Here is a 24255-nt window from a genome sequence, read left to right on the forward strand (position 1 = left end):
CGGTAGCGCGGGCAGATGCCCAACCTGCTGGTGCGCGAATCGGAGGAGCGGCAGTGGAGTTCAACCTGGCCCAGGTGTTCACGGCGGTGGCACAGGCCGTCCCCGATCGCGTCTGCATCGTCTTCGGCGACCGGCGATTCAGCTACCGGCAGGTCGAGGATCGGTCGCGCCGGCTGGCGCGGGCGCTGCACGAGCGCGGCCTCGGCCTGCGCCGCGAGCGCTCGGAGCTCGCCGGGCATGAATCCGGTCAGAGCCACTTGGCGTTGTACCTGGCCAACGGCAACGAATACCTCGAGGGCATGCTGGGCGCCTTTTACGCCCGCGTCGCCCCGTTCAACGTCAACTACCGCTACGTCGCCGACGAGCTGGTCTATCTGCTGACCAACGCCGAGGCCGAGGCGATCATGTACCACGCCCGCTACGCGCCGGTGCTGGCCGACGCACTGGCCCACAGCGGCGACCGGTTGCCCACCCCGGTGCTGATCCACGTCGACGACGAGTCGGGCAACGAGCCGCTGCCCGGTGCGGTGCGCTACGAGGAGCTGCTGGCGGCCACCTCGCCGGAGCCGCTGGAGCTGGAGCTGTCCCCGGACGACCTCTATGTGCTCTATACCGGCGGCACCACCGGCATGCCCAAGGGGGTCCTGTGGCGTCAGAACGACATCTTCATCAACGCGATGGGCGGTCGGCCGTTCGGTTCCACCGAGGCAGTCACCAGCATCGCCGAGATCGTGGAACGTGCCTCGGCCGGCGGGCCGGGTTCGATGACGGTGGCGCCGCTGATGCACGGCGCCGCCCAGTGGGCCGCGTTCACCAGCCTGACAGGTGGCCGGCCGTTCGTGATGGGTGCCAACACCGACCGGTTCGATGCCGCCGAGACCTGGGAGATGGTCGCCCGGGAGAAGGTCATCTCACTGTCGGTCGTCGGTGACGCCTTCGGCCGTCCGCTGGCCGACGCGCTGCAGGCCGGGGGCCCGAAGCTAGTTGAAGACCTGTCCTCGTTCTTCGTGGTGGCCAACGGTGGTGCCGCGCTGACGCCGGGCATCAAGGCGCGCCTGCAAGACCTGCTGCCGCATCTGACGATCATCGACGGCGTGGGGTCCTCGGAGTCCGGTGCCCAGATGGGCCAGGTGTCCAGCAAGAGCCAGGCCGCCAGTGGCCGATTCGCCCCGAACCCCGGTGCGGTGGTGGTCAGCGCGGACATGGCCAGGGTGCTCAGCCCCGGCGACGACGAAATCGGCTGGCTGGCCCAGCAGGGCATAGTGCCGCTGGGCTATCTCGGTGACGCGGAGAAGACCGCGCGCACCTTCCCGGTGATCGACGGCATCCGACATTCGGTCCCCGGCGACCGGGCCCGATGGGACGCCGACGGCGGTATCGAGCTGCTCGGCCGCGACTCGGTGACGATCAACTCCGGAGGAGAGAAGATCTTCGCCGAGGAGGTCGAAGCCGCGATCGCCCAGCATCCCGCCGTCTACGACGTGGTGGTGGTCGGCCGGCCCAGCGAACGCTGGGGCAACGAGGTCGTCGCCGTGGTGCAACTGGCCGAGGATGCACAAGCCGCCACGGAGGACATCGTCGCCGAGGCGGCCCGCCACATCGCGCGCTACAAGCTGCCCAAGGACGTGGTGTTCTGTGCGAAGGTGCAGCGTTCGCCGTCCGGCAAGGCCGACTACCGCTGGGCCAAGGAGCAGGCCACCGGCTAGGTGAACCGCGGCTTGCGCTTCTCGCGCACCGCGGCCAGCCCTTCGTGTCGTCGCGGCCGGAGATCGTCTCGCGCCGTGCAGATTTGCCGATTCGGCGGCCTGGAGGGGGCATCGCGACGAGCGCCCGAAATTTAGGCCTACCTATGTCGTTTCTCCAAAAATTCTTGTGTAAACTCTGCTCCCATGGCATATGTGATCGGGAAGCCGTGCGTTGACGTGATGGACCGGGCCTGCGTGGAGGAGTGCCCGGTCGATTGCATCTATGAAGGCGGTCGAGCCCTCTACATCCACCCGGACGAGTGTGTGGACTGCGGCGCCTGCGAGCCGGTCTGTCCGGTCGAGGCCATCTACTACGAAGATGACCTGCCGGACGAGTTGCAGCCCCACCAGGCCGACAACGCGGCGTTCTTCAACGACCCGCTGCCGGGGCGCGACGAGGCGCTCGGCTCACCCGGTGGCGCCGCCAAGATCGGCCCGCTCGGTATCGACACCCCGCTGGTCGCCAGCTTCCCTCCCCAGGGGGAGTGAGCAACATCGCGAAGCTGCCTGGGCCGCCCGGAGGACGTCGCCTCGACGTGCTTCGGCTGCTACAGGCCGCCGAGGCTCCGCTGAGCATCGCGCAGATCGCCGATGAGTTGGGGGTGCACCCCAACACCGTGCGTTTCCACCTCGACACCCTGGTGGAAGAAGGCCGGGTCGAACACACCGAACCCGACCACAAGGGACGTGGTCGCCCCGCGCTGATGTTCCAGGCGATCCGGCAGATGGACCGCGGCGGTACCCGCCATTTCCGGTTGCTGGCCGAGATCCTCACCATCGGGCTGGCAGCCGATCAGGACCCCAGCGGCAAGGCGCTCGCGGCCGGCCGGGAGTGGGGGCGGCGCCTGCGGCCGGCGGACCACAACGGCGATGCACCCGAGGACGCCGACACCACCGATCAGCTGGTGGACATGCTCGACGAGTTGGGATTCGCACCCGAGCGCCTCGAACCCGACACCGCCGGGCAGGAGAGGCTCGGGTTGCGGCACTGCCCGTTCCTCGAACTCGCCGAGGAAGCCACCAACGTGGTGTGTCCGATCCACCTCGGTCTGATGCAGGGTGCCCTTGAATCGATTGACGCATCGATGACGGTGGATCGCCTCGACCCGTTCGCCCAACCCGATCTCTGTGTGGCACACCTGAAGTCGTCGTCGCTGTCGCAGGCCGATCCGGCAGACGGTGCCGTCGGATGAGCCTCGGGTCTGCCGTTGCCACCGCGGCGACATTCCTGTGGCTGGGGATGGTCACCGCGATCTCGTTCATGGAAGCGCCGCTGAAGTTCCGTGCGCCCAACGCGACCATCCCGATCTGCCTGGGTATCGGCCGGCTGGTGTTTCGGGCCCTGAACACCGCCGAATTCACCCTGGCGGCCGCCATCGCCGCGTCGTTCGTCTCCACCCGGCCGACCACGCCCATCGCGGTGACGTTCGCGATCGCGGTGATCATGCTGTTGGCCCAGGTGGTGGCGGTCCGGCCGCGGTTGGGGCGCCGCGCCGATCAGGTGCTGTCCGGGCTGGAGGCGCCGCGCTCCCGCGCCCACTACGCCTATGTCGTCCTGGAAGTGATCAAGGTCGCCGCTCTGGTGCCATTGGGCATTCTGTTGTTGTCCCGCTGAGGTATCCACCGAAAGGAATCCCGATGGAATCGACTTCTCTGAACGCGTTGGCTGACGAGAAGCTGGCCGAGGCGGCCGCTCACCACAGCGGGCGTGCGGCACACACCGTCTACGGCGGCTCCGTGCATCACCTGCGCCAGACGCTCGTCGCGCTGAAATCCGGTCAGGCGCTGGCCGAGCACGACAGCCCGGGGGAGTCCACCTTGCAGGTGCTGCGTGGCCGGGTCCGCCTGACCGCCGGCGACGACGCCTGGGAGGGCTCCGTCGGTGAGATCGTCACGCTGCCGCGCACCCGGCACGCGCTGGAGTCGCTGGAGGACTCGGTGATCCTGCTGACCGTGGCCAAGAGCGCCTCACACTGACCGTGCCGCTGGCCACACCCTGGTCGTCGCGCGCCGGGCTGCGATTGCCGGTGCTCAACGCCCCGATGGGTGGCGTCGCCGGGGGACGGTTGGCCGCCGCGGTCACCGCTGCCGGTGGGCTGGGCATGATCGGCATGGGCAGCACCGCCACCGCAGCCACCCTGGCAGGCGAACTGGCGCACCTGGGAACCTCGTCTCGGTTCGGAATCGGTCTGGTGGACTGGGTGATTCGTAACCAGCCCGATCTGCTCGACGCCGCACTGGCCGCCCGGCCGACCCTGCTGTCGGTGAGTTTCGGCACCGACCTGTCCTGGGTGGACCGCGCACACGGTGCCGGAATCCTGGCCGTCACCCAGGTCTATGACGCCCAGACCGCGCTGCGCGCCCAGGATGCCGGGGTGGACGTGTTGGTGGCCCGCGGCGCCGAGGGCGGCGGACATGGGGAGATGCGGCTGGCCACCCTGCCACTGCTCGACGCCGTGCTCGACATCGCGACCGTGCCGGTGCTGGCAGCCGGTGGGATCGCCTCGCCGCGCAGCCTGGCCGCCGTATTGGCGGCCGGCGCCGCCGGTGCCTGGCTGGGCACCTGCCTGTCGGCCTGCCCCGAGGCGCTGACCGGCGACGGCGCCCGGCGTGCGCTGATCTCCGCGGCCGGCACCGACACCGTCGCCACCCGGGTGTTCGACGTCGGTCAGCGGCTCGACTGGCCGGCGCGGTTCCCGTCGCGGGTGTTGGACAACGACTTCGTGACGCGCTGGGCGGGCCGGGAAGACACCCTGGCCGATGATCCGGATGCCGCCTCGCAACTGGCCGCCGGGATCGCCGCCGAGGATCAGCGGGTGGCTCCGGTCGACGCCGGCCAAGGCGTGGGCATGGTCGTCGACAGCCGTCCGGTGGGGATTTTGCTTGAGGAGCTGTGCGCCGGGGCGGCGGAGTTACTGGCGCGCTGGGGGTAGCCAAGGGCCTGGCAAAATTTCTATAAAACAAAACTCTTGACGGTAGAGCCGGTTCGTTCTAACGTACAAAATATTAGCCGTTAGAACGAGGAGGACGTCATGAGCACCACCAATCGGGCGGGTTCACCCGCTGTCTCGGAGCGCTTGAAGGATCCGCTGTTCGAGGCGTTCTTCCTACTACGCACCCTGTTCACGGTCGCTCCGATCCTGTTCGGCGTGGACAAATTCTTCAATCTGCTGCCGCACGTGCCCGGCGCAACGGGATCGAGTCACTGGGACAAGTACCTCGCCGGGTGGATCAACGACATTCTGCCGGGCAACGGCGACCAGGCCATGTACCTGATCGGCGTCATCGAGATCGTCGCCGGTGTGCTGGTTGCGGTCGCGCCGCGCATCGGGGCCTGGGTGGTGGCGGCGTGGCTCGCCGGCATCATCTTCGACCTGCTCACGCTGTCCGGCTACTACGACGTCGCCCTGCGTGACTTCGGTCTGCTGGTCTCCGCGGTCGTGCTGGCACGGCTGGCACAGGCTGTGCACGTCCGTCAGCTGACCTGACACCGCCACGACCCCCCACCGGCTTGCGGCCGCGCCACGGCTGACCCCGACCTGTCCGTGGCGTGGCCGCATCTTGTCGGTCATGTCAACTCATGTCAGTGAGGCCACCACCCTGCGCGGCGGTCGTAGCGGCAACGCTTAAATAGGGGGGGTGCCACACGCCGGCGGCGGTTTCAATCCGCCCGAACCGACCGATAAGGGCGGGCCGGACTACGGCCGGTTCCTGGAGGCCATGCGCGCTCTGCAGGACCACGCCCGGGCCGCCAACGCCCCCGACGAGGTGTTCAGCCGGGCTGCCGACGCAGTGCAGCAGGTCTGCGACCTGCTGGCGCCGTTCGACGCCGACGAATGGTCGTCGCCGTCGGGGCGCCGGCTGGACCTGCCGATGCGCGGCAACCTGCTGCCGGTGCCGATGAAGGTGGAGCGGGAACGCTCGCAGGACGGGTCCGCCGACCGGCTGCGTGGCTGGGCCCGATTCCGGCGCTTCCACCTAGGGCGCAACGGGGCAGCGCACGGTGGGGCCATCGCGTTGCTGTTCGACTCGGTGCTGGGAACCGCGTCGTGGCTGCTCACCGGCGGGCCCTATCAGCGCACCGCCTACCTGCACATCAACTACCGCAACATCGTCCCGATCGACAAGGAGCTGCAGATCGAGGCATGGGTCAGCCGCACCGAGGGCCGCAAGATCTTCGTCGAGACCCGGCTGTGCGACGGCGACACGCTGCTCACCGACGCCGAGGCCTTGTTCGTGGTGCTCAAACCCGGCCAGCCGTGAGGTCGGCGTACTCCCGAGCGGCCGGCCGGATCAGCCCCGATAGCATGGCCGCAGACGTTTCGACACTTCACATCCCCTTGGAGACCACACCATGAGTGCGCCCGCACAGCCCGCCCCGATCCGGGTTCCTGCCGGCACCACTGCCGCCGACGCGGTGCGCACAGCGGGTCTGCCCAGCCGGGGGGCGCCGGACGCGATCGTGGTGGTGCGTGACGGGTCCGGCAAACTGCGCGACCTGAGCTGGATTCCCGACACCGACGCCGAGGCGGTCCCGGTGCCGGCCGACACCGACGACGGCCGCAGCGTCATCCGGCACTCGTGTGCCCACGTGCTCGCCCAGGCGGTCCAGGACCTGTTCCCGGCCGCCAAGCTCGGCATCGGCCCGCCGATCACCGACGGCTTCTACTACGACTTCTACGTGCCGGAGGCCTTCACCCCGGAGGATCTGGAAAAACTCGAGAAGCGCATGCGCGCGATCATCAAGGACGGCCAGCTGTTCGCCCGCCGCGTCTATGAGTCCAAGGACGCCGCCCGCGCTGAGCTGGCCGGTGAGCCGTTCAAGCTGGAGCTCGTGGACGACAAGTCCGGTGACAGCGACATCATGGAAGTCGGTGGAGATGAGCTCACCGCCTACGACAACCTGAATCCCCGTACCCGGGAACGGATCTGGGGCGACCTGTGCCGTGGCCCGCATATCCCGACCACCCGGTTCATCCCGGCGTTCAAGCTCACCCGCTCCTCGGCTGCCTACTGGCGCGGTGATCAGAACAACGCAAGCCTGCAGCGCGTCTACGGCACCGCATGGGAATCGCAGGAGGCCTTGGACAGCCACCTCGAGCTGATCGAGGAGGCGCTGCGCCGCGACCACCGCAAACTCGGCGTCGAGCTGGACCTGTTCAGCTTCCCCGACGAGATCGGTTCGGGCCTACCGGTTTTCCACCCCAAGGGCGGCATCATCCGCCGGGAGCTGGAGGAGTACTCGCGACGCAAGCACATCGAGGCCGGCTACCAGTTCGTCAACACCCCGCACATCACCAAGTCCGAGCTCTACGAGACGTCCGGCCACCTGGAGTGGTACCGCGAGGGCATGTACCCGGCGATGCACATCGACGCGGAGCTCGCCGAAGACGGCACCCTGCGCAAGCCCGGCCAGGACTACTACCTCAAGCCGATGAACTGCCCCATGCACCACCTGATCTTCCGGTCGCGGGGGCGCTCCTACCGAGAACTTCCATTGCGGCTCTTCGAGTTCGGCAGCGTCTACCGCTACGAGCGTTCCGGTGTGATCCACGGGCTGACCCGGGTCCGCGGCATGACCCAGGACGACGCGCACATCTACTGCACGCGCGAGAACATGCGCGAGGAATTGACGTCGCTGCTGCGGTTCGTGCTCGACTTGCTCGCCGACTACGGCCTGGACGACTACTTCCTGGAGTTGTCCACCAAGGACCCGGAGAAGTACGTCGGCTCCGACGAGGTGTGGGAGGAGGCGACCGAGACGCTGCGCGAGGTCGCCGAAGCCTCCGGGCTGACCCTGGTTCCCGACCCCGGTGGCGCGGCGTTCTACGGGCCGAAGATCTCGGTGCAGGTCAAGGACGCCCTCGGGCGCAGCTGGCAGATGTCGACCATCCAGCTCGACTTCAACATGCCCGACCGTTTCGAGCTGGAGTACACCGCCAGTGATGGAACCCGGCAGCGGCCGGTGCTCATCCACCGGGCACTGTTCGGTTCGATCGAGCGGTTCTTCGGGGTGCTCACCGAGCATTACGCCGGCGCCTTCCCGGCCTGGCTGGCGCCGGTGCAGGTGGTCGGCATCCCGGTCGCCGGCCAGCACGTGGGCTACCTGGAAGACGTTGCCGCGCAACTGCGCAGCCAGGGCGTGCGCGTCGAGGTGGACGCCAGCGACGACCGGATGCCCAAGAAGATCGTCAACCACACCAACCAGCGGGTGCCGTTCATGCTGCTCGCCGGCGACCGGGACGTCGAGGCGGGCGCGGTGAGCTTCCGGTTCGGCGACCGCACCCAGATCAACGGGGTGCCCCGAGATGAGGCGGTGGCGGCGATCACCGGCTGGATCGCGGCGCGGGACAACACCGCACCGAACGCCGACACGGTGAAGGTGGGCGGCAGCGCGTGACCGCCGGCGAGGAGCAGTCGATCGTGGACACCGGCGCCGGTGAGCCCGATCGCCTCGAGCGGCTCTGGACCCCCTACCGGATGACCTACCTGGCCGAGGGACCGCTGCAGCGCACCGGGTCCGCACGCTCCAGCCGGCCCTTCACCGACATCCCCACCATGTCCGACGAGGACGGGCTGGTGGTGGCCCGCGGCGAACACGTCTACGCGGTACTGAACCTCTACCCGTACAACCCCGGCCATCTGATGGTGGTGCCCTACCGGCGATTCTCGGAGTTCGAAGACCTCACCGAGGCCGAGGGCACGGAGTTGATGAAGTTCATCCAGAAGTCGATTCGCGTCATCAAGGCGGTCTCCCACCCGCACGGGTTCAACGTCGGGCTGAACCTGGGCGAGTCGGCCGGCGGGTCGCTCGCCGAGCACCTGCATGTACACGTGGTGCCGCGCTGGGGCGGCGACGCGAACTTCATCACGGTCGTCGGCGGGTCCAAGGTGATTCCACAGCTGCTGCGCGACACCCGGCGGCTGCTCGCCGAGGAGTGGGCGAAACAGCAATGAGCCGGCTGCCTTTCCTGTCCCGGGCGACCTTCGCCGGTCTCACCACTCCGGTGGCGCGGGCGTTTCTGCGCGCCGGGCTCACCGCCGACATGGTCACGATCATCGGAACCGCCGGTGCGGTGCTCGCGGCGCTGACCCTGTTTCCCGCCGGGCATCTGTTCGCCGGCACCCTGATCGCCTGGTTCTTCGTGCACTTCGACATGGTCGACGGCGCGATGGCCCGCCAGACCGGCGGCGGCAGCGCTTTCGGCGCGGTGCTGGACGCCACCTGCGATCGGATCAGCGACGGTGCGGTGTTCTGCGGGCTGGCCTGGTGGGCGGCCTTCGGTCTGCACTGCCCGCCGCTGGTGGTTGCGACGTTGATCTGCCTGGTCACCTCGCAGGTGATCTCCTACATCAAGGCGCGCGCCGAGGCCAGCGGCCTGCGCGGCGACGGCGGCTACATCGAGCGCCCCGAGCGGCTGATCATCGTGCTGGTGGGCGCCGGGCTGTCTGATCTGCCGGGCTTCCCGCTGCCGTGGGCGCTGCACGTGGCGATGTGGCTGCTGGCGGTGGCAAGCCTGATCACCTGCGCCCAGCGCCTACACACCGTGCGGACCTCGCCGGGCGCGATGGAGCCGCTGCCTTCTGCCGACGCGCAGGGGAACACGGGATCGTGACCTTCATCCCGAGCGGTCTGCGCGTTCCCGGCCTGAGCCAGCTCGACGCCTGGGCCACCGACGCCGGTTTCGCCGCCGGCTGGATGATGGTCCGTGCGATGCCGGAGTTCTTCGCCCGCAACGCGTTCGATGCCGGTGCGTTGTATGCGGCGCGTGGTGGGGGACCGGAGCAGCTGCGCAAGAACCTGGCGCGGGTGCTGGGAGTGACACCGGCACAGGTGCCCTCGAAGCTGATGCGCGAGTCGCTGGCCTCCTACGGGCGGTACTGGCGTGAGGCGTTCCGGCTGCCCGCCATGGACCACGCGGCGGTGGCCGCCCGGGTCGACGAAACCGTCGTCGGTGCCGACAACGTCGACGCCGCGTTGGAGGCCGGTCGCGGGGCGGTGCTGGCGTTGCCGCACAGCGGCAACTGGGACATGGCTGGGGTATGGCTGGCCCAGACCCACGGCGGGTTCACCACGGTGGCCGAACGCCTCAAACCGGAGTCGCTCTACCGGCGTTTCCTGGCCTTCCGGGAAGGCCTCGGATTCGAGGTGCTGCCGCTCTCGGGTGGGCCCCGCCCGCCGTTCGAGGTGCTGGCCGAGCGACTCACCGCGAACCGGCTGGTGTGCCTGATGGCCGACCGGGACCTGACCCGCAACGGTGTGCCGGTCGACTTCTTCGGCGAACAGACCCGGCTGCCCGCCGGCCCCGCCAAACTCGCGATCCAGACCGGGGCGGCGCTGCTGCCCACGCACACCTGGTTCGACGGCGACGGCTGGGGGCTGCGCATCGGCCCGCCGCTGGACTGCCGTGGTCGCGGCGACGTCGCTGAACGAGTTGAAGCGATCACCCAGGCGCTGGCCGACACGTTCGCAGCCGGGATCGCGGCTCATCCGGCCGACTGGCACATGCTGCAGCCGCAGTGGGTCGCTGATCTCCCCGAGTCCCGACGGGCACGGTTGGAGGAGAGCTGATGCGGATCGGCATGGTCTGCCCCTACTCGTTCGACGTGCCCGGCGGCGTGCAGGCGCACGTGCTGCAGCTCGCCGAGGTGCTGCGCAACCGCGGTCACGACATCAGCGTGCTGGCACCGGCATCGCCACACGTCGAGCTGCCCGAGTACGTGGTGTCGGCGGGCAAGGCCGTGGCCATTCCCTACAACGGGTCGGTGGCCCGGCTGCAGTTCAGCCCGGCCGCGCACCGCAAGGTCAAAAAGTGGCTCAAGCGGGGCGATTTCGATGTGTTGCACCTGCACGAACCCAACGCACCCAGCCTGTCGATGCTGGCGCTCAACACGGCCGAGGGCCCGATCGTGGCGACTTTTCACACCTCGACGACCAAATCGTTGACCCTGAGCATGGTGCAGGCGCTGCTGCGACCGATGCACGAGAAGATCATCGGCCGGATCGCGGTGTCGGATCTGGCCCGGCGCTGGCAGATGGAGGCGCTCGGGTCCGACGCGGTGGAGATCCCCAACGGGGTCGACGTCGCCTCTTTCGCGTCCGCCCGGCCGTTGCCCGGGTATCCGCGGCCCGGCCGAACCGTGCTGTTTCTGGGCCGCTACGACGAACCGCGCAAGGGCATGGCGGTGCTGGTGGCCGCACTGCCGACTCTGGTCGCGAAGTTCCCCGACGTGCAGGTGTTGATCGTCGGTCGCGGCGACGAAGACGAATTGCGCAGCAATGCGGGGAAGTTAGCTTCGTGCCTTCGTTTTCTCGGGCAGGTCAACGACGCTGAGAAGGCATCCGCGTTGCGCAGCGCCGACGTCTACTGCGCACCCAACACCGGTGGCGAGAGCTTTGGGATCGTGCTGGCCGAGGCGATGGCCGCGCGCACCGCGGTGGTCGCCAGCGACCTCGACGCGTTCCGCCGGGTGCTGCGCGACGGACAGGCGGGCCGGCTGGTGCCCGTCGACGACTCCGCGGCGCTGGCGGCCGCACTGATCGAGGTGCTCGACGACGACACTTTGCGGGCGTCGTATGTTGCGGCCGGCTCCGAGGCGGTGCGGCGCTACGACTGGTCGGTGGTGGCCGACCAGATCATGCGGGTCTACGAGACGGTCGCCGGCGTCGGCGGCAAGGTCACGGTGGGTGACTGATGGGGTGGCCGACGGTGGTGACCCTGCTGGTGCTCACAGGCGTGGCGGTGCTGGCCGCCTGGTTGGCCTGGGCGTATCAGACCGCCAGCCGGCTCAACCGGCTGCACGTGCGCTGCGATCTGTCCTGGCATGCACTGGATGCGGCGCTGGCGCGCCGCGCGGTGGTGGCGCGGGCCGTCTCGATCGAGGCCCATGGCGACGCGGCGGCCGGCCGGCGTCTGGCGGGCCTGGCCGACGCCGCCGAGCGGGCGAAACGCGAGGATCGTGAGGTCGCCGAGAACGCGTTGTCAGCCCAGCTGGCGATGATCGGCCCTGATTCCCTGCCGGTGGCGCTGGTCGCCGAGATGGCCGACGCCGAAGCCCGGGTGCTGCTGGCCCGCCGGTTCCACAACGATGCGGTCCGCGACACCGTGGCGCTGCGGGAGCGCCCGCTGGTGCGGGCATTGCACCTGGGCGGGACCGCGCCGATGCCACGGTATTTCGAGATCGTCGAGCGGGCCGTCATGCACGGGGGCGCCCCGCCTGCGGAGAGCGGGTAGATGCCGCGCGTCTCGGCGCGGGTGGTGCTGCTCGACGAGGGCGGGGCGGTGCTGCTGCTGCGGGGTCGCGATCCGGCGCTGCCCGACGACGGCCCGGCCGGCCCGGCGCCGCGCTGGTGGTTCACCGTCGGCGGGCAGGTCGGGCCGGACGAGCCGCTGGCCGACGCCGCGGCCCGCGAAGTGGCCGAGGAGACCGGCCTGCGCGTCGAGCCGGGGGAGCTGATCGGACCGATCTGGCGCCGCGAGGCGGTCTTCGAGTTCAACGGCGAGCGGATCGACAGCCAGGAGTTCTTCTTCGTCCACCGCACCGGCCGGTTCGAGCCGTCCGGCGCGAACCGGACCGGGTTGGAGCAGCGCTACCTGAATGGTCATCGCTGGTGTGATGCGCAGGAGATCGCCGAACTGGCCGGCGCGGGGGAGACGGTGTACCCGTTGCAGCTGGGTGAGCGGCTGACCGAGGCCGCGGCGCTAGCCGACACGACCGGCGTGACCCCGGGCATTCGCCGGATCGCCTGACCGAAGGCAGGTGCTGCTCGCACGCTGGGTTGCCGCTCGGGGGCGGCATAGGATCCACCCATGTCATCCCACCGCGCCGTGCACGTCCAATCCGCCGGGGCCGCGCTGGCCCTCGTCGACGTCGACACCTCGGGCCCCGGGGCCGATCAGGTCCGCATCGCCGTTGCCGCCTGCGGTGTGTGCGGCACCGATCACGGCATCGTCAACGGCGGATTCCCCGGCCTGCGCTGGCCGTTGACTCCGGGACACGAGATCGCCGGGACCATCGCCGAACTCGGGACCGGTGTGACGGGGTGGGCGGTCGGCGACCGGGTCGCGGTGGGCTGGTTCGGCGGGCACTGCAACCATTGCATCCCCTGCCGCAAAGGCGATTTCATCCACTGCGCCAACGGGCAGGTGCCCAGCTTGGCTTACCCGGGCGGCTACGCCGAGTCGGTCACCGTGCCGGCCAACGCGCTGGCGCGCATCCCCGATCAGCTGTCCTTCGCCGAAGCGGCACCGATGGGCTGCGCCGGGGTGACCACTTTTCATGCGCTGCGCTCCACCCGGGCACTGCCCGGTGACCGGGTCGCGGTGCTGGGCCTCGGCGGACTGGGGCATCTGGGTGTGCAGTTCGCCGCCGCCATGGGTTTCGAGACTATTGCCATCGCCCGCGGCGCCGGCAAGGCCGAGGACGCCCGCGCGCTGGGAGCCCACCACTACGTCGACTCGACCGCCGGTGACGTCGCGGCCGCGTTGCGCGACCTCGGCGGCGCATCGGTGGTGCTGGCCACGGCCGCCAATTCGCAGGCCATGGCCGACACGCTCGGCGGGCTGGCGCCGCGCGGCGAGCTGGTGATCATCGGGGTGAGCGCAGAGCCGTTGCCGATCTCCCCGGTGCAGTTGATCGGGCCGGGACTCAGCGTGACCGGCCACCCCTCGGGCACCGCCCGCGACGTCGAGGAGACCATGGCCTTCGCAGTGCAGTCGGGGGTGCGGGCCCGCATCGAAGAGATGCCGCTGGCGCGGGCCGCCGAGGCCTACGCCGCCATGGCGGAGGGCCGGGCGCGCTACCGCATGGTCTTGACCATGTGAGCGGTGTATCCCTCAGGCGGCGTCGTAGTCCCAGCGGGTCGGCGGCTTCATGGATCACCGTGGACTGACGAGGGGAAAATCGGCTGGCGACCGCCCACTACACTGGATCGGTATCCCGGTCAGCAAGGAGAAGCATTCAGTGGACAGCGCGGCGCAGAACGGCTCGGCAGCCGGCGGACAGACCGGCACGGCACGGGTCAAGCGCGGCATGGCCGAGATGCTCAAGGGCGGCGTCATCATGGACGTCGTCACCCCCGAGCAGGCCCGCATCGCCGAAGCCGCCGGCGCCGTCGCGGTGATGGCACTCGAGCGGGTGCCCGCCGACATTCGCGCCCAGGGCGGGGTGTCGCGGATGAGCGATCCGGACATGATCGAAGGCATCATCGCGGCGGTCACCATCCCGGTGATGGCCAAGGTCCGCATCGGCCACTTCGTCGAAGCGCAGATCCTCCAAAGCCTCGGGGTGGACTACATCGACGAGTCCGAGGTGCTCACCCCCGCGGACTACACCCACCACATCGACAAGTGGCGCTTCACCGTGCCGTTCGTGTGCGGGGCCACCAATCTCGGTGAGGCGCTGCGCCGTATCACCGAGGGTGCGGCCATGATCCGCTCCAAGGGCGAGGCCGGCACCGGCGACGTCTCCAACGCCACTACCCACATGCGTTCCATCGGCGGGGAGATCCGCCGGCTCACCTCGCTGTCGGAAGATGAATTGTTCGTTGCGGCAAAGGAATTGCAGGCGCCCTACGAGCTGGTCGCCGAGGTGGCACGGGCCGGCAAGCTGCCGGTGACGTTGTTCACCGCCGGCGGCATCGCCACCCCGGCCGACGCGGCGATGATGATGCAGCTCGGCGCCGAAGGCGTGTTCGTCGGCTCCGGGATCTTCAAGTCCGGCGACCCGGCGGCCCGTGCGGCGGCCATCGTCAAGGCCACCACCTTCTACGACGACCCCGATGTACTGGCGAAGGTGTCCCGCGGCCTGGGCGAGGCCATGGTCGGCATCAACGTCGAGGACATCGCGCAGCCGCACCGGCTGGCCGAACGCGGCTGGTAGCGGTACACGGTGGCGATCCAAGAGATCCTCGATCTCGAGCAACTCGAGAACGACATCTTCCGCAGTACCGTCGTCAACGATTCCCCCGGAATCCGCAACCGCGCATTCGGTGGCCGGGTGGCCGGCCAATCGCTGGTGTCGGCGGTGCGCACCGTGGACCCCCGCTACCAGGTGCACTCACTGCACGGGTACTTCCTGCGGCCCGGAGATCCGGTGGCTCCCACAGTGTTTCTGGTTGAGCGGGTTCGCGATGGCAGCTCGTTCTGCACCCGCCGGGTCAGCGCGGTACAGCACGGCAAGTCGATCTTCCATATGCAGGCGTCCTTTCAGGTGCCCCAACTCGGTATCGAGCACCAGAACACGATGCCGAGTGCACCCGAACCGGACAGCATCCCCGAGATCAGCAGCATGATCGCCTTTGACGACGAAGGCTTCAAACAGTTCGAGGAATGGGACCTGCGCCGGGTGCCGCGTACGCAACTGCCGCACCTGCCGGGCAAGGTCGCCGAGCAGCAGGTGTGGTTCCGGCACCGCGATCCGCTGCCCGATGACCCGGTGCTGCACATCTGCGCGCTGGCTTACATGAGCGACCTCACCCTGCTGGGCACCTCGTGGGCGATTCACCCGAAAGAAGAGCGCGACCGCCTGGAGGTGTCGTCGCTGGACCACGCGATGTGGTTCCTGCGGCCGTTCCGCGCCGACGAATGGCTGCTCTACGACGAGTCGTCGCCATCGGCGGTCGCCGGGCGAGCGCTGTGTCAGGGCAAGATCTACAACCGCTCCGGAGACATGGTGGCCGCGGTGATGCAGGAGGGCCTGACCCGGTTCCCGCACACTGGCGCTTCGTGACGCCCCGCATCGGGGTGCTCGCACTGCAGGGCGACGTCCGCGAACATCTGACCGCCCTGACGGCCGCCGGCGCCGAACCGGTGCCGGTACGCCGCCGCACCGAGCTCGACGCCGTCGACGCGCTGCTGATCCCGGGCGGCGAGTCGACCACGATCAGTCACCTGCTGCGCGAGCTGGAGCTGGCCGATCCACTGCGGGCCCGGCTGGCCGGCGGCATGCCGGCCTACGGATCGTGCGCGGGAATGATCCTGCTGGCCACCGAGATCGTCGACGCCGGGGCGCCTGGGCGTGCCGCCATCCCGCTCTGCGGTATCGATATGACCGTGCGGCGCAACGCTTTCGGACGCCAGGTCGATTCCTTTGAAGGCGACGTGGACTTCGACGGCCTGGACGAACCGGTGCATGCGGTGTTCATCCGGGCGCCGTGGGTGGAACGGATCGGACCCGGCGTGCAGGTTTTGGCCGAGGCCGCTGGCCACCCGGTCGCGGTGCGTCAGGGCGCTGTGCTGGCCACCTCGTTTCATCCGGAGGTGACCGGTGATCGGCGCGTCCACCGGCTCTTCGTCGACGTCGTAGCCGGGTGGGCCTGACGTGCCCGCGTAGACTGATCAGCCTGACTTTGCGAGCGAGAAGAAGAGGTAGTGCATGAGCGGCCATTCCAAGTGGGCCACCACGAAGCACAAGAAGGCCGTCATCGACGCCCGCCGGGGCAAGAACTTCGCTCGGTTGATCAAGAACATCGAGGTCGCGGCCCGGGTCGGCGGCGGCGACCCGTCGGGTAACCCGACGCTCTACGACGCCATTCAGAAGGCTAAGAAGAACTCGGTGCCCAACGACAACATCGAGCGGGCCCGCAAGCGCGGCGCCGGTGAGGAAGCCGGTGGGGCGGACTACCAGAACATCACCTACGAGGGCTACGGGCCCAACGGTGTGGCGGTGCTCATCGAGTGTCTGACCGACAACCGCAACCGCGCCGCCAGCGAGGTGCGGGTGGCGATGACCCGCAACGGCGGCCAGATGGCCGACCCCGGTTCGGTCGCCTACCTGTTCAGCCGCAAGGGCACGGTCACCCTGGACAAGAACGGGCTGACCGAGGACGACGTGCTGGTGGCGGTCCTCGATGCCGGCGCCGAGGACGTCAACGACCTGGGCGAGAGCTTCGAGGTCATCTCCGAGCCGGGGGACCTGGTGGCGGTGCGCAGCGCGCTGGTCGAGGCCGGCATCGACTACGACTCGGCCGAGGCGAGCTTTCAGCCGTCGGTCAGCGTCCCGGTTGACGTCGAGGGGGCCCGCAAGGTGTTCAAGCTGGTCGAGGCCCTCGAAGACAGTGACGACGTGCAGAACGTGTGGACCAACGTCGACCTGTCCGACGAGGTGCTGGCCGCACTCGAAGCCGAGTAGCGGACAGTACTGGTGCCGGCGATCCATTTCATCTCGGGGTTGCCCCGCTCGGGCTCGACGCTGCTGGCCGCACTGCTGCGCCAGAATCCGCGTTGTCACGCCGGTATGTCAGGGCCGTTGGCGGGGCTGTTCGGCGCCCTGCTGGGTGAGATGAGCGCTCGCAACGAGTTCTCGGTGTTCATCGACGACGCCAAGCGGGAGCGGGTTCTGCACGGGCTGTTCGACAGCTTCTACGCCGACAATCCCGCCGAGGTCATCTTCGACACCAACCGGGCGTGGTGCGGCTGGATGCCCGCGGTCTCACGACTGTTCCCGGACGCCAAGGTGATCGCCTGTGTGCGCGACGTGCAGTGGGTGGTCGACAGCATCGAGCGACTGATCCAGCGCAACGTCTTCACCCCGTCGTCGATCTTCGGCTTCAACCCCGGCGGCACCGTCTACACCCGCGCCAACGGGATCGTGGCCCAGGACGGGCTGGTCGGCGCGCCCTACGACATGCTCAAACAGGCCTGCTTCGGTGCGCAGCGCGACCGGCTGCTGGTGGTGCAGTACGAGACCCTGACCACCGACCCGGAACGCACCATGCGGGCGGTCTATGACTTCATCGGCGAGCCGGCCTTCGAGCACACCTTCGATGACATCGACTACGATGTCACCGAGTTCGACGAACGCGCCGGGACGCCTGGACTACACACCGTGCACAGGAAGATCGGGTCCCGCTCGCGGGAGACGATTCTGCCGCCGGACCTGTTCAATCGCTTCGTCAACGACGCGTTCTGGCGCAATCCCGAAACCGTGCCCGAGGGCCTGAGGGTCGTCTAGTCCGGATTTACCCGGGCGAACCGCCGCGTGTCGTGCGTGCCGGTGTCAGCCCGACCCGCTACTGTTCGAACAGATGTTCACAACGGTAGGGAGCGCGCGGTGCGGGTGATGGGTGTCGACCCCGGGCTGACCCGCTGCGGGCTGTCGGTGGTCGAGGGCGGGCAGGGCCGCCAGGTCACCGCGCTGGACGTCGACGTGGTGCGCACACCCGCCGATCAGCCGCTGCCGCAGCGGCTGCTGACGATCAGCGATACCGCCGAGCACTGGTTCGACACCCACCGGCCCGACGTCGTCGCCGTTGAGCGGGTGTTCGCCCAGCAGAACGTCTCCACCGTGATGGGCACCGCCCAGGCCGGCGGAGTGATCGCACTGGCGGCCGCCCGCCGCGGTATCGAGGTGCACTTCCACACACCCAGTGAGGTCAAGGCCGCGGTCACCGGTAACGGCGCCGCGGATAAAGCGCAGGTGACGGCCATGATCACCAGAATCCTTGGCCTGCAACAGAAGCCGACACCTGCCGACGCGGCGGACGCGCTGGCGTTGGCGATCTGCCACTGCTGGCGAGCCCCGATGATCGCCCGGATGGCCGCCGCCGAGGCGCTGGCCGCCGAACACAAGCGCCGGTATGCCGCCAAACTCAAGGCGGCCCGGGCATGATCGCCTCGGTGCGTGGCGAGGTCATCGACATAGCCCTGGACCACGCGGTCGTCGAGGCGGCCGGGGTCGGCTACAAGGTGATGGCCACTCCGTCGACGTTGTCGACGCTGCGCCGGGGAACCGAATCCCGTCTGATCACCGCGATGATCGTGCGCGAGGATTCGATGACGCTGTACGGCTTTCCCGACGGCGACGCACGCGACCTGTTCCTGACCCTGATCGGGGTGTCGGGCATCGGGCCCAAGATCGCCCTGGCCGCACTGGCCGTCTACGACGCCACCGCACTGCGCCGGGTACTCGCCGATTCCGATGTCACCGCGCTGACCCGGGTTCCCGGGATCGGCAAGCGCGGCGCCGAGCGGCTGGTGCTGGAGTTGCGCGACAAGATCGGTGCCGCCCCGGCGTCCGACGGACTCGCGTTCAGTGCTCATGGCGTGCGCGCACCGGTGATCGAAGCGCTTGTGGGGCTTGGCTTTGCCGCCAAGCAGGCTGAGGAGGCCACCGACAAGGTGCTCGCCGATGACCCGGAGATCAGCACCCCCGCAGCCCTGCGGACCGCGCTGAGCCGGCTGGGGAAGACCAAGTGAGTGAGCCCGACGACGCTCGGGAGATGTCCCCGGCGCTGACCGTCGGCGAAGGGGACGTCGACGCCGGACTGCGCCCGCGCAGCCTGGCTGAGTTCATCGGCCAGCCCCGGGTCCGCGAGCAGCTGCAGTTGGTGCTCGAGGGCGCCAAGAATCGTGGTGGCACACCGGATCACATCCTGCTGTCCGGCCCGCCCGGGCTGGGCAAGACATCGCTGGCGATGATCATCGCCGGTGAGCTTGGCAGCTCGCTGCGGGTCACGTCGGGCCCAGCTCTGGAACGGGCCGGTGACCTGGCGGCGATGCTGAGCAACCTGGTCGAGCACGACGTGCTGTTCATCGATGAGATCCACCGCATCGCCCGGCCGGCCGAGGAGATGCTGTACCTGGCCATGGAGGACTTCCGCGTCGACGTCGTCGTCGGCAAAGGCCCTGGGGCGACATCGATTCCGCTGGAGGTGGCGCCGTTCACCCTGGTCGGTGCGACCACCCGGTCCGGTGCGCTCACCGGCCCACTGCGCGACCGGTTCGGGTTCACCGCGCACATGGACTTCTACGAGCCGCCGGAGTTGGAGCGGGTGCTGGCGCGCTCGGCGAGGATCCTCGGCATCGAGCTCGGGTCCGAGGCCGCCGCTGAGGTGGCGCGGCGCTCCCGCGGCACGCCGCGGATCGCCAACCGGCTGTTGCGCCGGGTGCGTGACTACGCCGAGGTGCGTGCCGACGGGGTGATCACCCGCGACGTGGCCAAGGCCGCGCTGGCCGTCTACGACGTCGACGAACTCGGCCTGGACCGACTGGACCGGGCGGTGCTCTCGGCACTGACCCGCAGCTTCGGCGGGGGACCGGTGGGGGTGTCCACTCTGGCGGTGGCAGTGGGTGAGGAGGCCACCACAGTCGAGGAGGTCTGCGAGCCGTTCCTGGTGCGCGCCGGGATGATCGCCCGGACGCCGCGCGGCCGGGTCGCCACGCCGGCGGCCTGGACTCATCTGGGCATGGTGCCGCCGGTCGGGGCGGGCAGGCTGGGGCAACAGGGGCTCTTCGAGACCGACTGAGCCCGCTAGAGCTTCCCCAGCTCGCCGATCAGCACGTCCAGACCTTCTTCGAGCAGCTCGTCGCTGATGGTCAGCGGCGGCAGCAGTCGCACCACGTTGCCGTAGGTTCCGCAGGTCAACACGATCACGCCGGCCCGGTGGCACGCCGTCGCCAGCGCCTTGGTCAGTGCTCGATCCGGTTCGCAGGTTCCCGGCTGAACCAGCTCGACGGCGATCATCGCGCCGCGACCGCGAACGTCGCCGATCCGTTCGTCGTCGGCCTGCGCCAGGCCCAGCCTCTGCAGCATCAGCCGCTCGATCTGGCGGGCCCGGCCCATCAGGTCGTCGGCCTCGACGGTGGCCAGGGCCCCGAGTGCGGCGGCGCACGCCACCGGGTTGCCGCCGAACGTCCCGCCCAATCCGCTGACATGCGGGGCGTCCATGATCTCGGCTCGTCCGGTGACCGCTGCCAGCGGCAGCCCGCCACCGATGCCCTTGGCGGTGCAGATCAGGTCGGGGACCAGACCGCCCTCGTGCTCGCAGGCGAACATCGCCCCGGTGCGCGCGAAGCCGGTCTGCACCTCGTCGGCGATGAACACCACGTTGTTGTCGCGGCACCAGGCCGCCAGTGCCGGCAGAAAGCCCGGGGCCGGAACGATGAAGCCGCCTTCGCCCTGGATCGGTTCGATGACCAGCGCGGCCAGGTTGTGGGCGCCGATCTGGCTCTCGATGACGCCGATGGTGCGGGCGGCGGCCAGGTCTCCGTCGGCGGCCAGATCCTTGTCGAACAGACCGTCGCGGTAGGGATAGGAAGCCGGGGCGCGGTAGACGTCCGGCGCGAACGGCCCGAACCCGCTCTTGTAGGGCATCGACTTGGCCGTCAGCGCCATCGTCAGGTTGGTGCGGCCGTGGTAGCCGTGGTCGAACGCCACCACCGCGGTCTTGCGGGTGTAGGACCGGGCGATCTTGACTGCGTTCTCCAAGGCCTCGGCGCCGGAGTTCAACAGCACTGAGCGCTTCTCGTGGCTGCCCGGGGTGAGTCGGTTGAGCTCCTCGGCCACCGCCACATACCCCTCGTAGGGGGTGACCATGAAGCAGGTGTGGGTGAACGCGCCGACCTGATCGCGCACCGCCTCCACCACGCGGGGTGCAGCGGCGCCGACGGTGGTGACCGCGATCCCCGAGCCCAGGTCGATCAGCCGGTTGCCGTCGACGTCCTCGACGATCCCGCCGTCGGCGCGTGCGGCGTAGACCGCCAAGGTGCTGGAGACCCCGCGCGGTATGGCAGCCGCCCGCCGCTGCGCCAGCCGCAGCGAACCCGGCCCCGGAATCTCGGTGGCCAGGTGACGGCTCTGCGGTAGCGGCAGCACCTGATCTACAGCTGGCCGAGTGGCCGGCAGGCGTTGCCGAAGGGGTTCCACCATTCGCCGGGCGGGCAGCTCAGCGGTGTCGGTCCCTGGCCCAGCGGCATGCAACTGTTGGTGCTGGGCTCCCAGTAGGCACCGCCCGGGCAGTCCAGGGGTGTCGGTCCCTGGCCCAGCGGCATGCAGCTGTTGGTGCTGGGCTCCCAGTACTGGCCGCCCGGGCAGTTCAGCGGTTCCGCAGACCCGACGGCGGGCAACGCGATAGTTCCCACCGCCAGGGGAGCTGCCGCCAGGGCGACGGCGGCCGCCAGACCGCGTGCAAGGTTTCTCATGGGTCCAACCTTCCCTCAAGAAATTCGGTCGTGCCCCACAATGGCACACTGGAGCCATCGCGGCGGCACACCGCATCCCTTTGCGGGCCGATGCTGAACTCCAGATCCGAACCAACTGAAAGATCGAATGCTGTCATGAACCAAATGGTTGCCTTCTTGCCGCTGCTCATCGTGATGGGCGCGTTCATGTTCTTCGCCTCGCGTCGGCAGCGCCGCGCGATGCAAGCCACCATCGACCTGCATGAGTCCCTGCAGATCGGCGACCGGGTCCACACCACCTCCGGGATGGAGGCCACGATCACCGGTATCACCGACGACAACGTCGAGCTGGAGATCTCGCCCGGTGTGGTGACTACCTGGATGAAGCTGGCGATTCGGGACAAAATCGAGGCTGACGACTTCACCGCCGAGGCTGTGATCGAACAGGCCGCCGAGGGCGCGTAACCGTTCGACGCGCCGAACCCGCCGCCCAACGGTCACACCGGTGGGCGCGACACGTACCCTTTTGCGGATGCAGTCGAACTGATCGGCGCCGCATCGCGCATTGAGCGAAGGAGAATCAACAACGTGGCATCGCCTTCGGCGCCGGTGCACCCTGCCCGCAGTCTGGCGGTTTTCCTGGCAATGCTCATCGGTGTCTACCTGCTGGTATTCCTGACCGGAGACAAGCTGGCCGAACCCAAGCTGGGTATCGACCTGCAGGGCGGCACCCGCGTGACACTCACCGCGCGCACGCCGGACGGTTCGGCGCCCACCCGCGACGCGCTCAACCAGGCGCAGCAGATCATCAGTTCGCGCGTCAACGGCCTCGGGGTGTCCGGGTCCGAGGTGATCATCGACGGCAACAACCTGGTCATCACCGTTCCCGGCAGTGACGGCAATGAGGCTCGCAGTCTGGGACAGACGGCCCGGCTCTACATCCGTCCGGTGACCCTGGGTATCTCGGTGGAGGAGGCGCTGCGCAGCGCCGGCATGGCGCCCAGACTTCCGGGCGGTCCCGGTGGTCCCGGCCTGCCGCCCGGTGTTCCCGGTGTTCCCGGCGCGGTACCGGGTCAGCCCGGCTCACCGGTCACCGGCGGCCAGTCCGATCAGGGCGGTCTGCCCGGTGGGTTCGGCGCGGGCGGTGCCGGCGGCGGTCTCGGCGGCGAGGGTGCGCTCGGCGGCAACGGCGTGCAGCAGCCCGCGACGGCTCCGGCGCAGCCCCGGCCGTTCCCGCGGGACCCGACCCCGACACCGGGCACCACCTCGGAGAGCCCCGGCGATGAGGGCGGCACCGAGACCGCGACCACGCCCGCACCGAGCGAGCCGCAGAACCCGGTCGGGCAGCACCCCGCCGGCCAGACACCAGTCAGCCCGGCACTTCCCGGTCTGCCCGGCATGCCTGGTCAGCACGGCCACCCCCGCGAGATCGGCCTGGCGGCTCGGATCGCCGCGGAGAAGCAGCTGCGCCAGAGCGACAACATCCTGATGCAGGGCGTGGCCATGAAGAGCATGGCCAGCCGCTGCGCCAAGGCCGACTTCGAAGACGTCCTGGCCGGCAACGACGACCCGGACCTGCCGCTGGTCACCTGCTCGCAGGACCACCAGACGGCCTACCTGCTGGCACCCTCGATCATCAGCGGTGACCAGATCGCCGACGCGAGTTCGGGTATGGATCAGCGCAGCGGCGCCAACATCGTCCAGGTGAAGTTCAAGAGCGCCGCCGCCGACACCTGGGCGGAGTTCACCGCCGCCCACATCGGTACCCAGACGGCATTCACGTTGGACTCGCAGGTGGTCAGCGCGCCGCAGATCCAGGAAGCCATCCCCGGCGGCAACACCCAGATCACCGGTGGCTCACCGGGATTCACGCAAGACCAGGCGCGTCAGCTGGCCAACGTCTTGAAGTACGGGTCGCTGCCGTTGTCGTTCGAGGCGTCGGAAGCCGAAACCGTCTCGGCCACACTGGGAATGACGTCGCTGCGGGCGGGCCTGATCGCCGGCGCGATCGGCCTGGCGCTGGTGCTGGTCTACTCGTTGCTGTACTACCGGGTGCTGGGCGTGCTCACCGCGCTGTCACTGGTGGTCGCCGGCGCCATGGTCTACGCGATCCTGGTGCTGTTGGGCCGCTACATCAACTACACCCTCGACCTGGCCGGTATCGCCGGTCTGATCATCGGTATCGGCACCACCGCAGACTCCTTCGTGGTGTTCTTCGAACGCATCAAAGACGAGATCCGGGAAGGCCGTTCGTTCCGCTCGGCGGTTCCGCGCGGATGGGCTCGGGCCCGCAAGACCATCGTGTCCGGTAACGCCGTGACGTTCCTGGCCGCTGCGGTGCTGTACTTCCTGGCGGTCGGCCAGGTGAAGGGCTTCGCGTTCACGCTGGGCCTGACCACCATCCTCGACCTCGTCGTGGTGTTCCTGGTGACCTGGCCGCTGGTGTATCTGGCGTCGAAGTCCCCGACACTTGCCAAGCCGGCCTACAACGGCCTCGGCGCCGTCCAGCAGGTCGCGCGCGAGCGGCGTGCGGTGGCGAAGGCCGGCGGCCGGGCCGGGGCCAAAGCGAGCGCGCGGGTGACCGCCCAGTCGACGGGACGGGGATAGCC

27 protein-coding genes and 1 pseudogene are annotated in these 24255 nt (G+C 69.1%); 25 read left to right on the top strand and 3 right to left on the bottom strand.

All coding sequences use genetic code 11. The features are described 5' to 3' along the window. The first annotated feature begins 53 nt into the window (after positions 1–53). From K6T84_RS19130 to ruvB, 23 genes and pseudogenes are all read left to right on the top strand, one after another. Positions 54–1706 (top strand): acyl-CoA synthetase, encoded by a 1653-nt coding sequence (locus K6T84_RS19130; protein ID WP_225400239.1) that lies wholly within the window; start codon positions 54–56, stop codon positions 1704–1706. Between the two features lie 183 nt (positions 1707–1889). Next, entirely contained in the window at positions 1890–2234 is a 345-nt protein-coding gene (fdxA, locus tag K6T84_RS19135; RefSeq protein ID WP_224860859.1) for a ferredoxin, read from the top strand. Then, on the top strand, positions 2231–2938 hold the full coding sequence (locus K6T84_RS19140) for a helix-turn-helix transcriptional regulator (RefSeq protein WP_224860857.1): 708 nt from the start codon (positions 2231–2233) through the stop codon (positions 2936–2938). The genes fdxA and K6T84_RS19140 overlap by 4 nt, the downstream gene beginning before the upstream one ends. Further along, a complete protein-coding gene (locus tag K6T84_RS19145; protein ID WP_224860856.1) occupies positions 2935–3360 on the top strand; it encodes a hypothetical protein in 426 nt (141 codons plus the stop codon). Before K6T84_RS19140 ends, K6T84_RS19145 begins: the two co-directional genes overlap by 4 nt. 23 nt (positions 3361–3383) lie before the next feature. After that, positions 3384–3722 (top strand): cupin domain-containing protein, encoded by a 339-nt coding sequence (locus K6T84_RS19150; protein WP_224860854.1) that lies wholly within the window; start codon positions 3384–3386, stop codon positions 3720–3722. A 65-nt stretch (positions 3723–3787) separates the two neighbouring features. Then, positions 3788–4678 (top strand): NAD(P)H-dependent flavin oxidoreductase, encoded by an 891-nt coding sequence (locus tag K6T84_RS19155; protein ID WP_225402025.1) that lies wholly within the window; start codon positions 3788–3790, stop codon positions 4676–4678. Between the two features lie 99 nt (positions 4679–4777). Then, entirely contained in the window at positions 4778–5233 is a 456-nt protein-coding gene (locus K6T84_RS19160; RefSeq protein ID WP_224860852.1) for a DoxX family membrane protein, read from the top strand. Positions 5234–5384: 151 nt separating this feature from the next. After that, the gene (locus K6T84_RS19165; protein ID WP_224860850.1) at positions 5385–6008 is read left to right on the top strand and encodes a PaaI family thioesterase; all 624 of its coding nucleotides are present in this window, start codon (positions 5385–5387) and stop codon (positions 6006–6008) included. Between the two features lie 91 nt (positions 6009–6099). Next, entirely contained in the window at positions 6100–8145 is a 2046-nt protein-coding gene (gene thrS, locus K6T84_RS19170; protein ID WP_224860848.1) for a threonine--tRNA ligase, read from the top strand. Next, on the top strand, positions 8142–8702 hold the full coding sequence (locus tag K6T84_RS19175; protein WP_225400238.1) for an ATP adenylyltransferase: 561 nt from the start codon (positions 8142–8144) through the stop codon (positions 8700–8702). Before thrS ends, K6T84_RS19175 begins: the two co-directional genes overlap by 4 nt. Beyond that, positions 8699–9361 carry a phosphatidylinositol phosphate synthase gene (gene pgsA / locus K6T84_RS19180; RefSeq protein WP_224860844.1) on the top strand — a complete coding sequence of 221 codons (663 nt, stop codon included), beginning with the start codon at positions 8699–8701 and terminating at the stop codon, positions 9359–9361. Before K6T84_RS19175 ends, pgsA begins: the two co-directional genes overlap by 4 nt. A gap of 5 nt (positions 9362–9366) precedes the next feature. Next, a complete protein-coding gene (locus K6T84_RS19185; protein ID WP_408066144.1) occupies positions 9367–10317 on the top strand; it encodes a phosphatidylinositol mannoside acyltransferase in 951 nt (316 codons plus the stop codon). Continuing rightward, on the top strand, positions 10317–11441 hold the full coding sequence (locus tag K6T84_RS19190) for a glycosyltransferase family 4 protein (RefSeq protein WP_225400237.1): 1125 nt from the start codon (positions 10317–10319) through the stop codon (positions 11439–11441). The genes K6T84_RS19185 and K6T84_RS19190 overlap by 1 nt, the downstream gene beginning before the upstream one ends. After that, positions 11441–12496: pseudogene (locus K6T84_RS19195) on the top strand (NUDIX hydrolase). The gene K6T84_RS19190 and the pseudogene K6T84_RS19195 overlap by 1 nt, the downstream one beginning before the upstream one ends. A gap of 60 nt (positions 12497–12556) precedes the next feature. Then, entirely contained in the window at positions 12557–13570 is a 1014-nt protein-coding gene (locus K6T84_RS19200; RefSeq protein WP_224860838.1) for an alcohol dehydrogenase catalytic domain-containing protein, read from the top strand. Between the two features lie 139 nt (positions 13571–13709). Next, entirely contained in the window at positions 13710–14627 is a 918-nt protein-coding gene (gene pdxS / locus K6T84_RS19205; RefSeq protein ID WP_224860836.1) for a pyridoxal 5'-phosphate synthase lyase subunit PdxS, read from the top strand. Between the two features lie 9 nt (positions 14628–14636). After that, complete coding sequence (tesB, locus tag K6T84_RS19210) at positions 14637–15476, top strand: acyl-CoA thioesterase II (RefSeq protein ID WP_224860827.1); 840 nt, start codon at positions 14637–14639, stop codon at positions 15474–15476. Then, the gene (pdxT, locus tag K6T84_RS19215; protein ID WP_224860825.1) at positions 15473–16066 is read left to right on the top strand and encodes a pyridoxal 5'-phosphate synthase glutaminase subunit PdxT; all 594 of its coding nucleotides are present in this window, start codon (positions 15473–15475) and stop codon (positions 16064–16066) included. The genes tesB and pdxT overlap by 4 nt, the downstream gene beginning before the upstream one ends. Before the next feature lie 55 nt (positions 16067–16121). Then, complete coding sequence (locus tag K6T84_RS19220; protein WP_224860823.1) at positions 16122–16877, top strand: YebC/PmpR family DNA-binding transcriptional regulator; 756 nt, start codon at positions 16122–16124, stop codon at positions 16875–16877. Between the two features lie 12 nt (positions 16878–16889). Then, positions 16890–17699, top strand: a complete 810-nt coding sequence (locus tag K6T84_RS19225; protein WP_224860821.1) for a sulfotransferase family protein — start codon at positions 16890–16892, stop codon at positions 17697–17699. Between the two features lie 99 nt (positions 17700–17798). Next, positions 17799–18356, top strand: coding sequence for a crossover junction endodeoxyribonuclease RuvC (ruvC, locus tag K6T84_RS19230; RefSeq protein WP_224860819.1), 558 nt, complete (start codon positions 17799–17801; stop codon positions 18354–18356). After that, positions 18353–18943, top strand: a complete 591-nt coding sequence (ruvA, locus tag K6T84_RS19235; protein ID WP_225400236.1) for a Holliday junction branch migration protein RuvA — start codon at positions 18353–18355, stop codon at positions 18941–18943. Before ruvC ends, ruvA begins: the two co-directional genes overlap by 4 nt. Before the next feature lie 23 nt (positions 18944–18966). Continuing rightward, on the top strand, positions 18967–19992 hold the full coding sequence (gene ruvB / locus K6T84_RS19240; RefSeq protein ID WP_224865820.1) for a Holliday junction branch migration DNA helicase RuvB: 1026 nt from the start codon (positions 18967–18969) through the stop codon (positions 19990–19992). 5 nt (positions 19993–19997) lie between these two features. Here the strand turns inward: ruvB and gabT are convergent, their stop codons facing one another. From gabT to K6T84_RS19255, 3 genes are read right to left on the bottom strand one after another with little or no spacing between them, the layout of a single operon-like run. Beyond that, positions 19998–21341 carry a 4-aminobutyrate--2-oxoglutarate transaminase gene (gabT, locus tag K6T84_RS19245; protein WP_224860815.1) on the bottom strand — a complete coding sequence of 448 codons (1344 nt, stop codon included), beginning with the start codon at positions 21339–21341 and terminating at the stop codon, positions 19998–20000. Positions 21342–21346: 5 nt separating this feature from the next. Then, complete coding sequence (locus tag K6T84_RS19250) at positions 21347–21667, bottom strand: hypothetical protein (protein ID WP_224860813.1); 321 nt, start codon at positions 21665–21667, stop codon at positions 21347–21349. Further along, complete coding sequence (locus tag K6T84_RS19255) at positions 21664–21804, bottom strand: hypothetical protein (RefSeq protein ID WP_329786715.1); 141 nt, start codon at positions 21802–21804, stop codon at positions 21664–21666. Before K6T84_RS19255 ends, K6T84_RS19250 begins: the two co-directional genes overlap by 4 nt. On the opposite strand from K6T84_RS19255, the gene yajC reads away from it, so the two are divergent. After that, positions 21803–22111 (top strand): preprotein translocase subunit YajC, encoded by a 309-nt coding sequence (gene yajC, locus K6T84_RS19260; RefSeq protein ID WP_224860811.1) that lies wholly within the window; start codon positions 21803–21805, stop codon positions 22109–22111. The two genes, K6T84_RS19255 and yajC, sit on opposite strands and share 2 nt — an antisense overlap. Before the next feature lie 123 nt (positions 22112–22234). Next, positions 22235–24253, top strand: coding sequence for a protein translocase subunit SecD (gene secD, locus K6T84_RS19265; RefSeq protein WP_224860809.1), 2019 nt, complete (start codon positions 22235–22237; stop codon positions 24251–24253). Positions 24254–24255 lie beyond the last annotated feature (2 nt).

The organism is Mycobacterium zoologicum, assembly GCF_020181635.2.
In the GTDB taxonomy this organism is placed as follows: Bacteria; Actinomycetota; Actinomycetes; order Mycobacteriales; family Mycobacteriaceae; genus Mycobacterium; species Mycobacterium zoologicum.

Excerpts from the sequence above, each read along its gene's own strand:
- pgsA (WP_224860844.1), top strand. The coding sequence starts at position 8,699 with ATGAGCCGGCTGCCTTTCCTGTCCCGGGCGACCTTCGCCGGTCTCACC.
- K6T84_RS19145 (WP_224860856.1), top strand. The coding sequence starts at position 2,935 with ATGAGCCTCGGGTCTGCCGTTGCCACCGCGGCGACATTCCTGTGGCTG.
- K6T84_RS19255 (WP_329786715.1), bottom strand. The coding sequence starts at position 21,804 with ATGACAGCATTCGATCTTTCAGTTGGTTCGGATCTGGAGTTCAGCATC.
- K6T84_RS19200 (WP_224860838.1), top strand. The coding sequence starts at position 12,557 with ATGTCATCCCACCGCGCCGTGCACGTCCAATCCGCCGGGGCCGCGCTG.
- K6T84_RS19250 (WP_224860813.1), bottom strand. The coding sequence starts at position 21,667 with ATGAGAAACCTTGCACGCGGTCTGGCGGCCGCCGTCGCCCTGGCGGCA.
- ruvA (WP_225400236.1), top strand. The coding sequence starts at position 18,353 with ATGATCGCCTCGGTGCGTGGCGAGGTCATCGACATAGCCCTGGACCAC.
- thrS (WP_224860848.1), top strand. The coding sequence starts at position 6,100 with ATGAGTGCGCCCGCACAGCCCGCCCCGATCCGGGTTCCTGCCGGCACC.
- fdxA (WP_224860859.1), top strand. The coding sequence starts at position 1,890 with ATGGCATATGTGATCGGGAAGCCGTGCGTTGACGTGATGGACCGGGCC.
- K6T84_RS19220 (WP_224860823.1), top strand. The coding sequence starts at position 16,122 with ATGAGCGGCCATTCCAAGTGGGCCACCACGAAGCACAAGAAGGCCGTC.
- yajC (WP_224860811.1), top strand. The coding sequence starts at position 21,803 with ATGAACCAAATGGTTGCCTTCTTGCCGCTGCTCATCGTGATGGGCGCG.
- K6T84_RS19160 (WP_224860852.1), top strand. The coding sequence starts at position 4,778 with ATGAGCACCACCAATCGGGCGGGTTCACCCGCTGTCTCGGAGCGCTTG.
- K6T84_RS19155 (WP_225402025.1), top strand. The coding sequence starts at position 3,788 with ATGGGTGGCGTCGCCGGGGGACGGTTGGCCGCCGCGGTCACCGCTGCC.
- K6T84_RS19190 (WP_225400237.1), top strand. The coding sequence starts at position 10,317 with ATGCGGATCGGCATGGTCTGCCCCTACTCGTTCGACGTGCCCGGCGGC.
- K6T84_RS19150 (WP_224860854.1), top strand. The coding sequence starts at position 3,384 with ATGGAATCGACTTCTCTGAACGCGTTGGCTGACGAGAAGCTGGCCGAG.
- ruvB (WP_224865820.1), top strand. The coding sequence starts at position 18,967 with ATGTCCCCGGCGCTGACCGTCGGCGAAGGGGACGTCGACGCCGGACTG.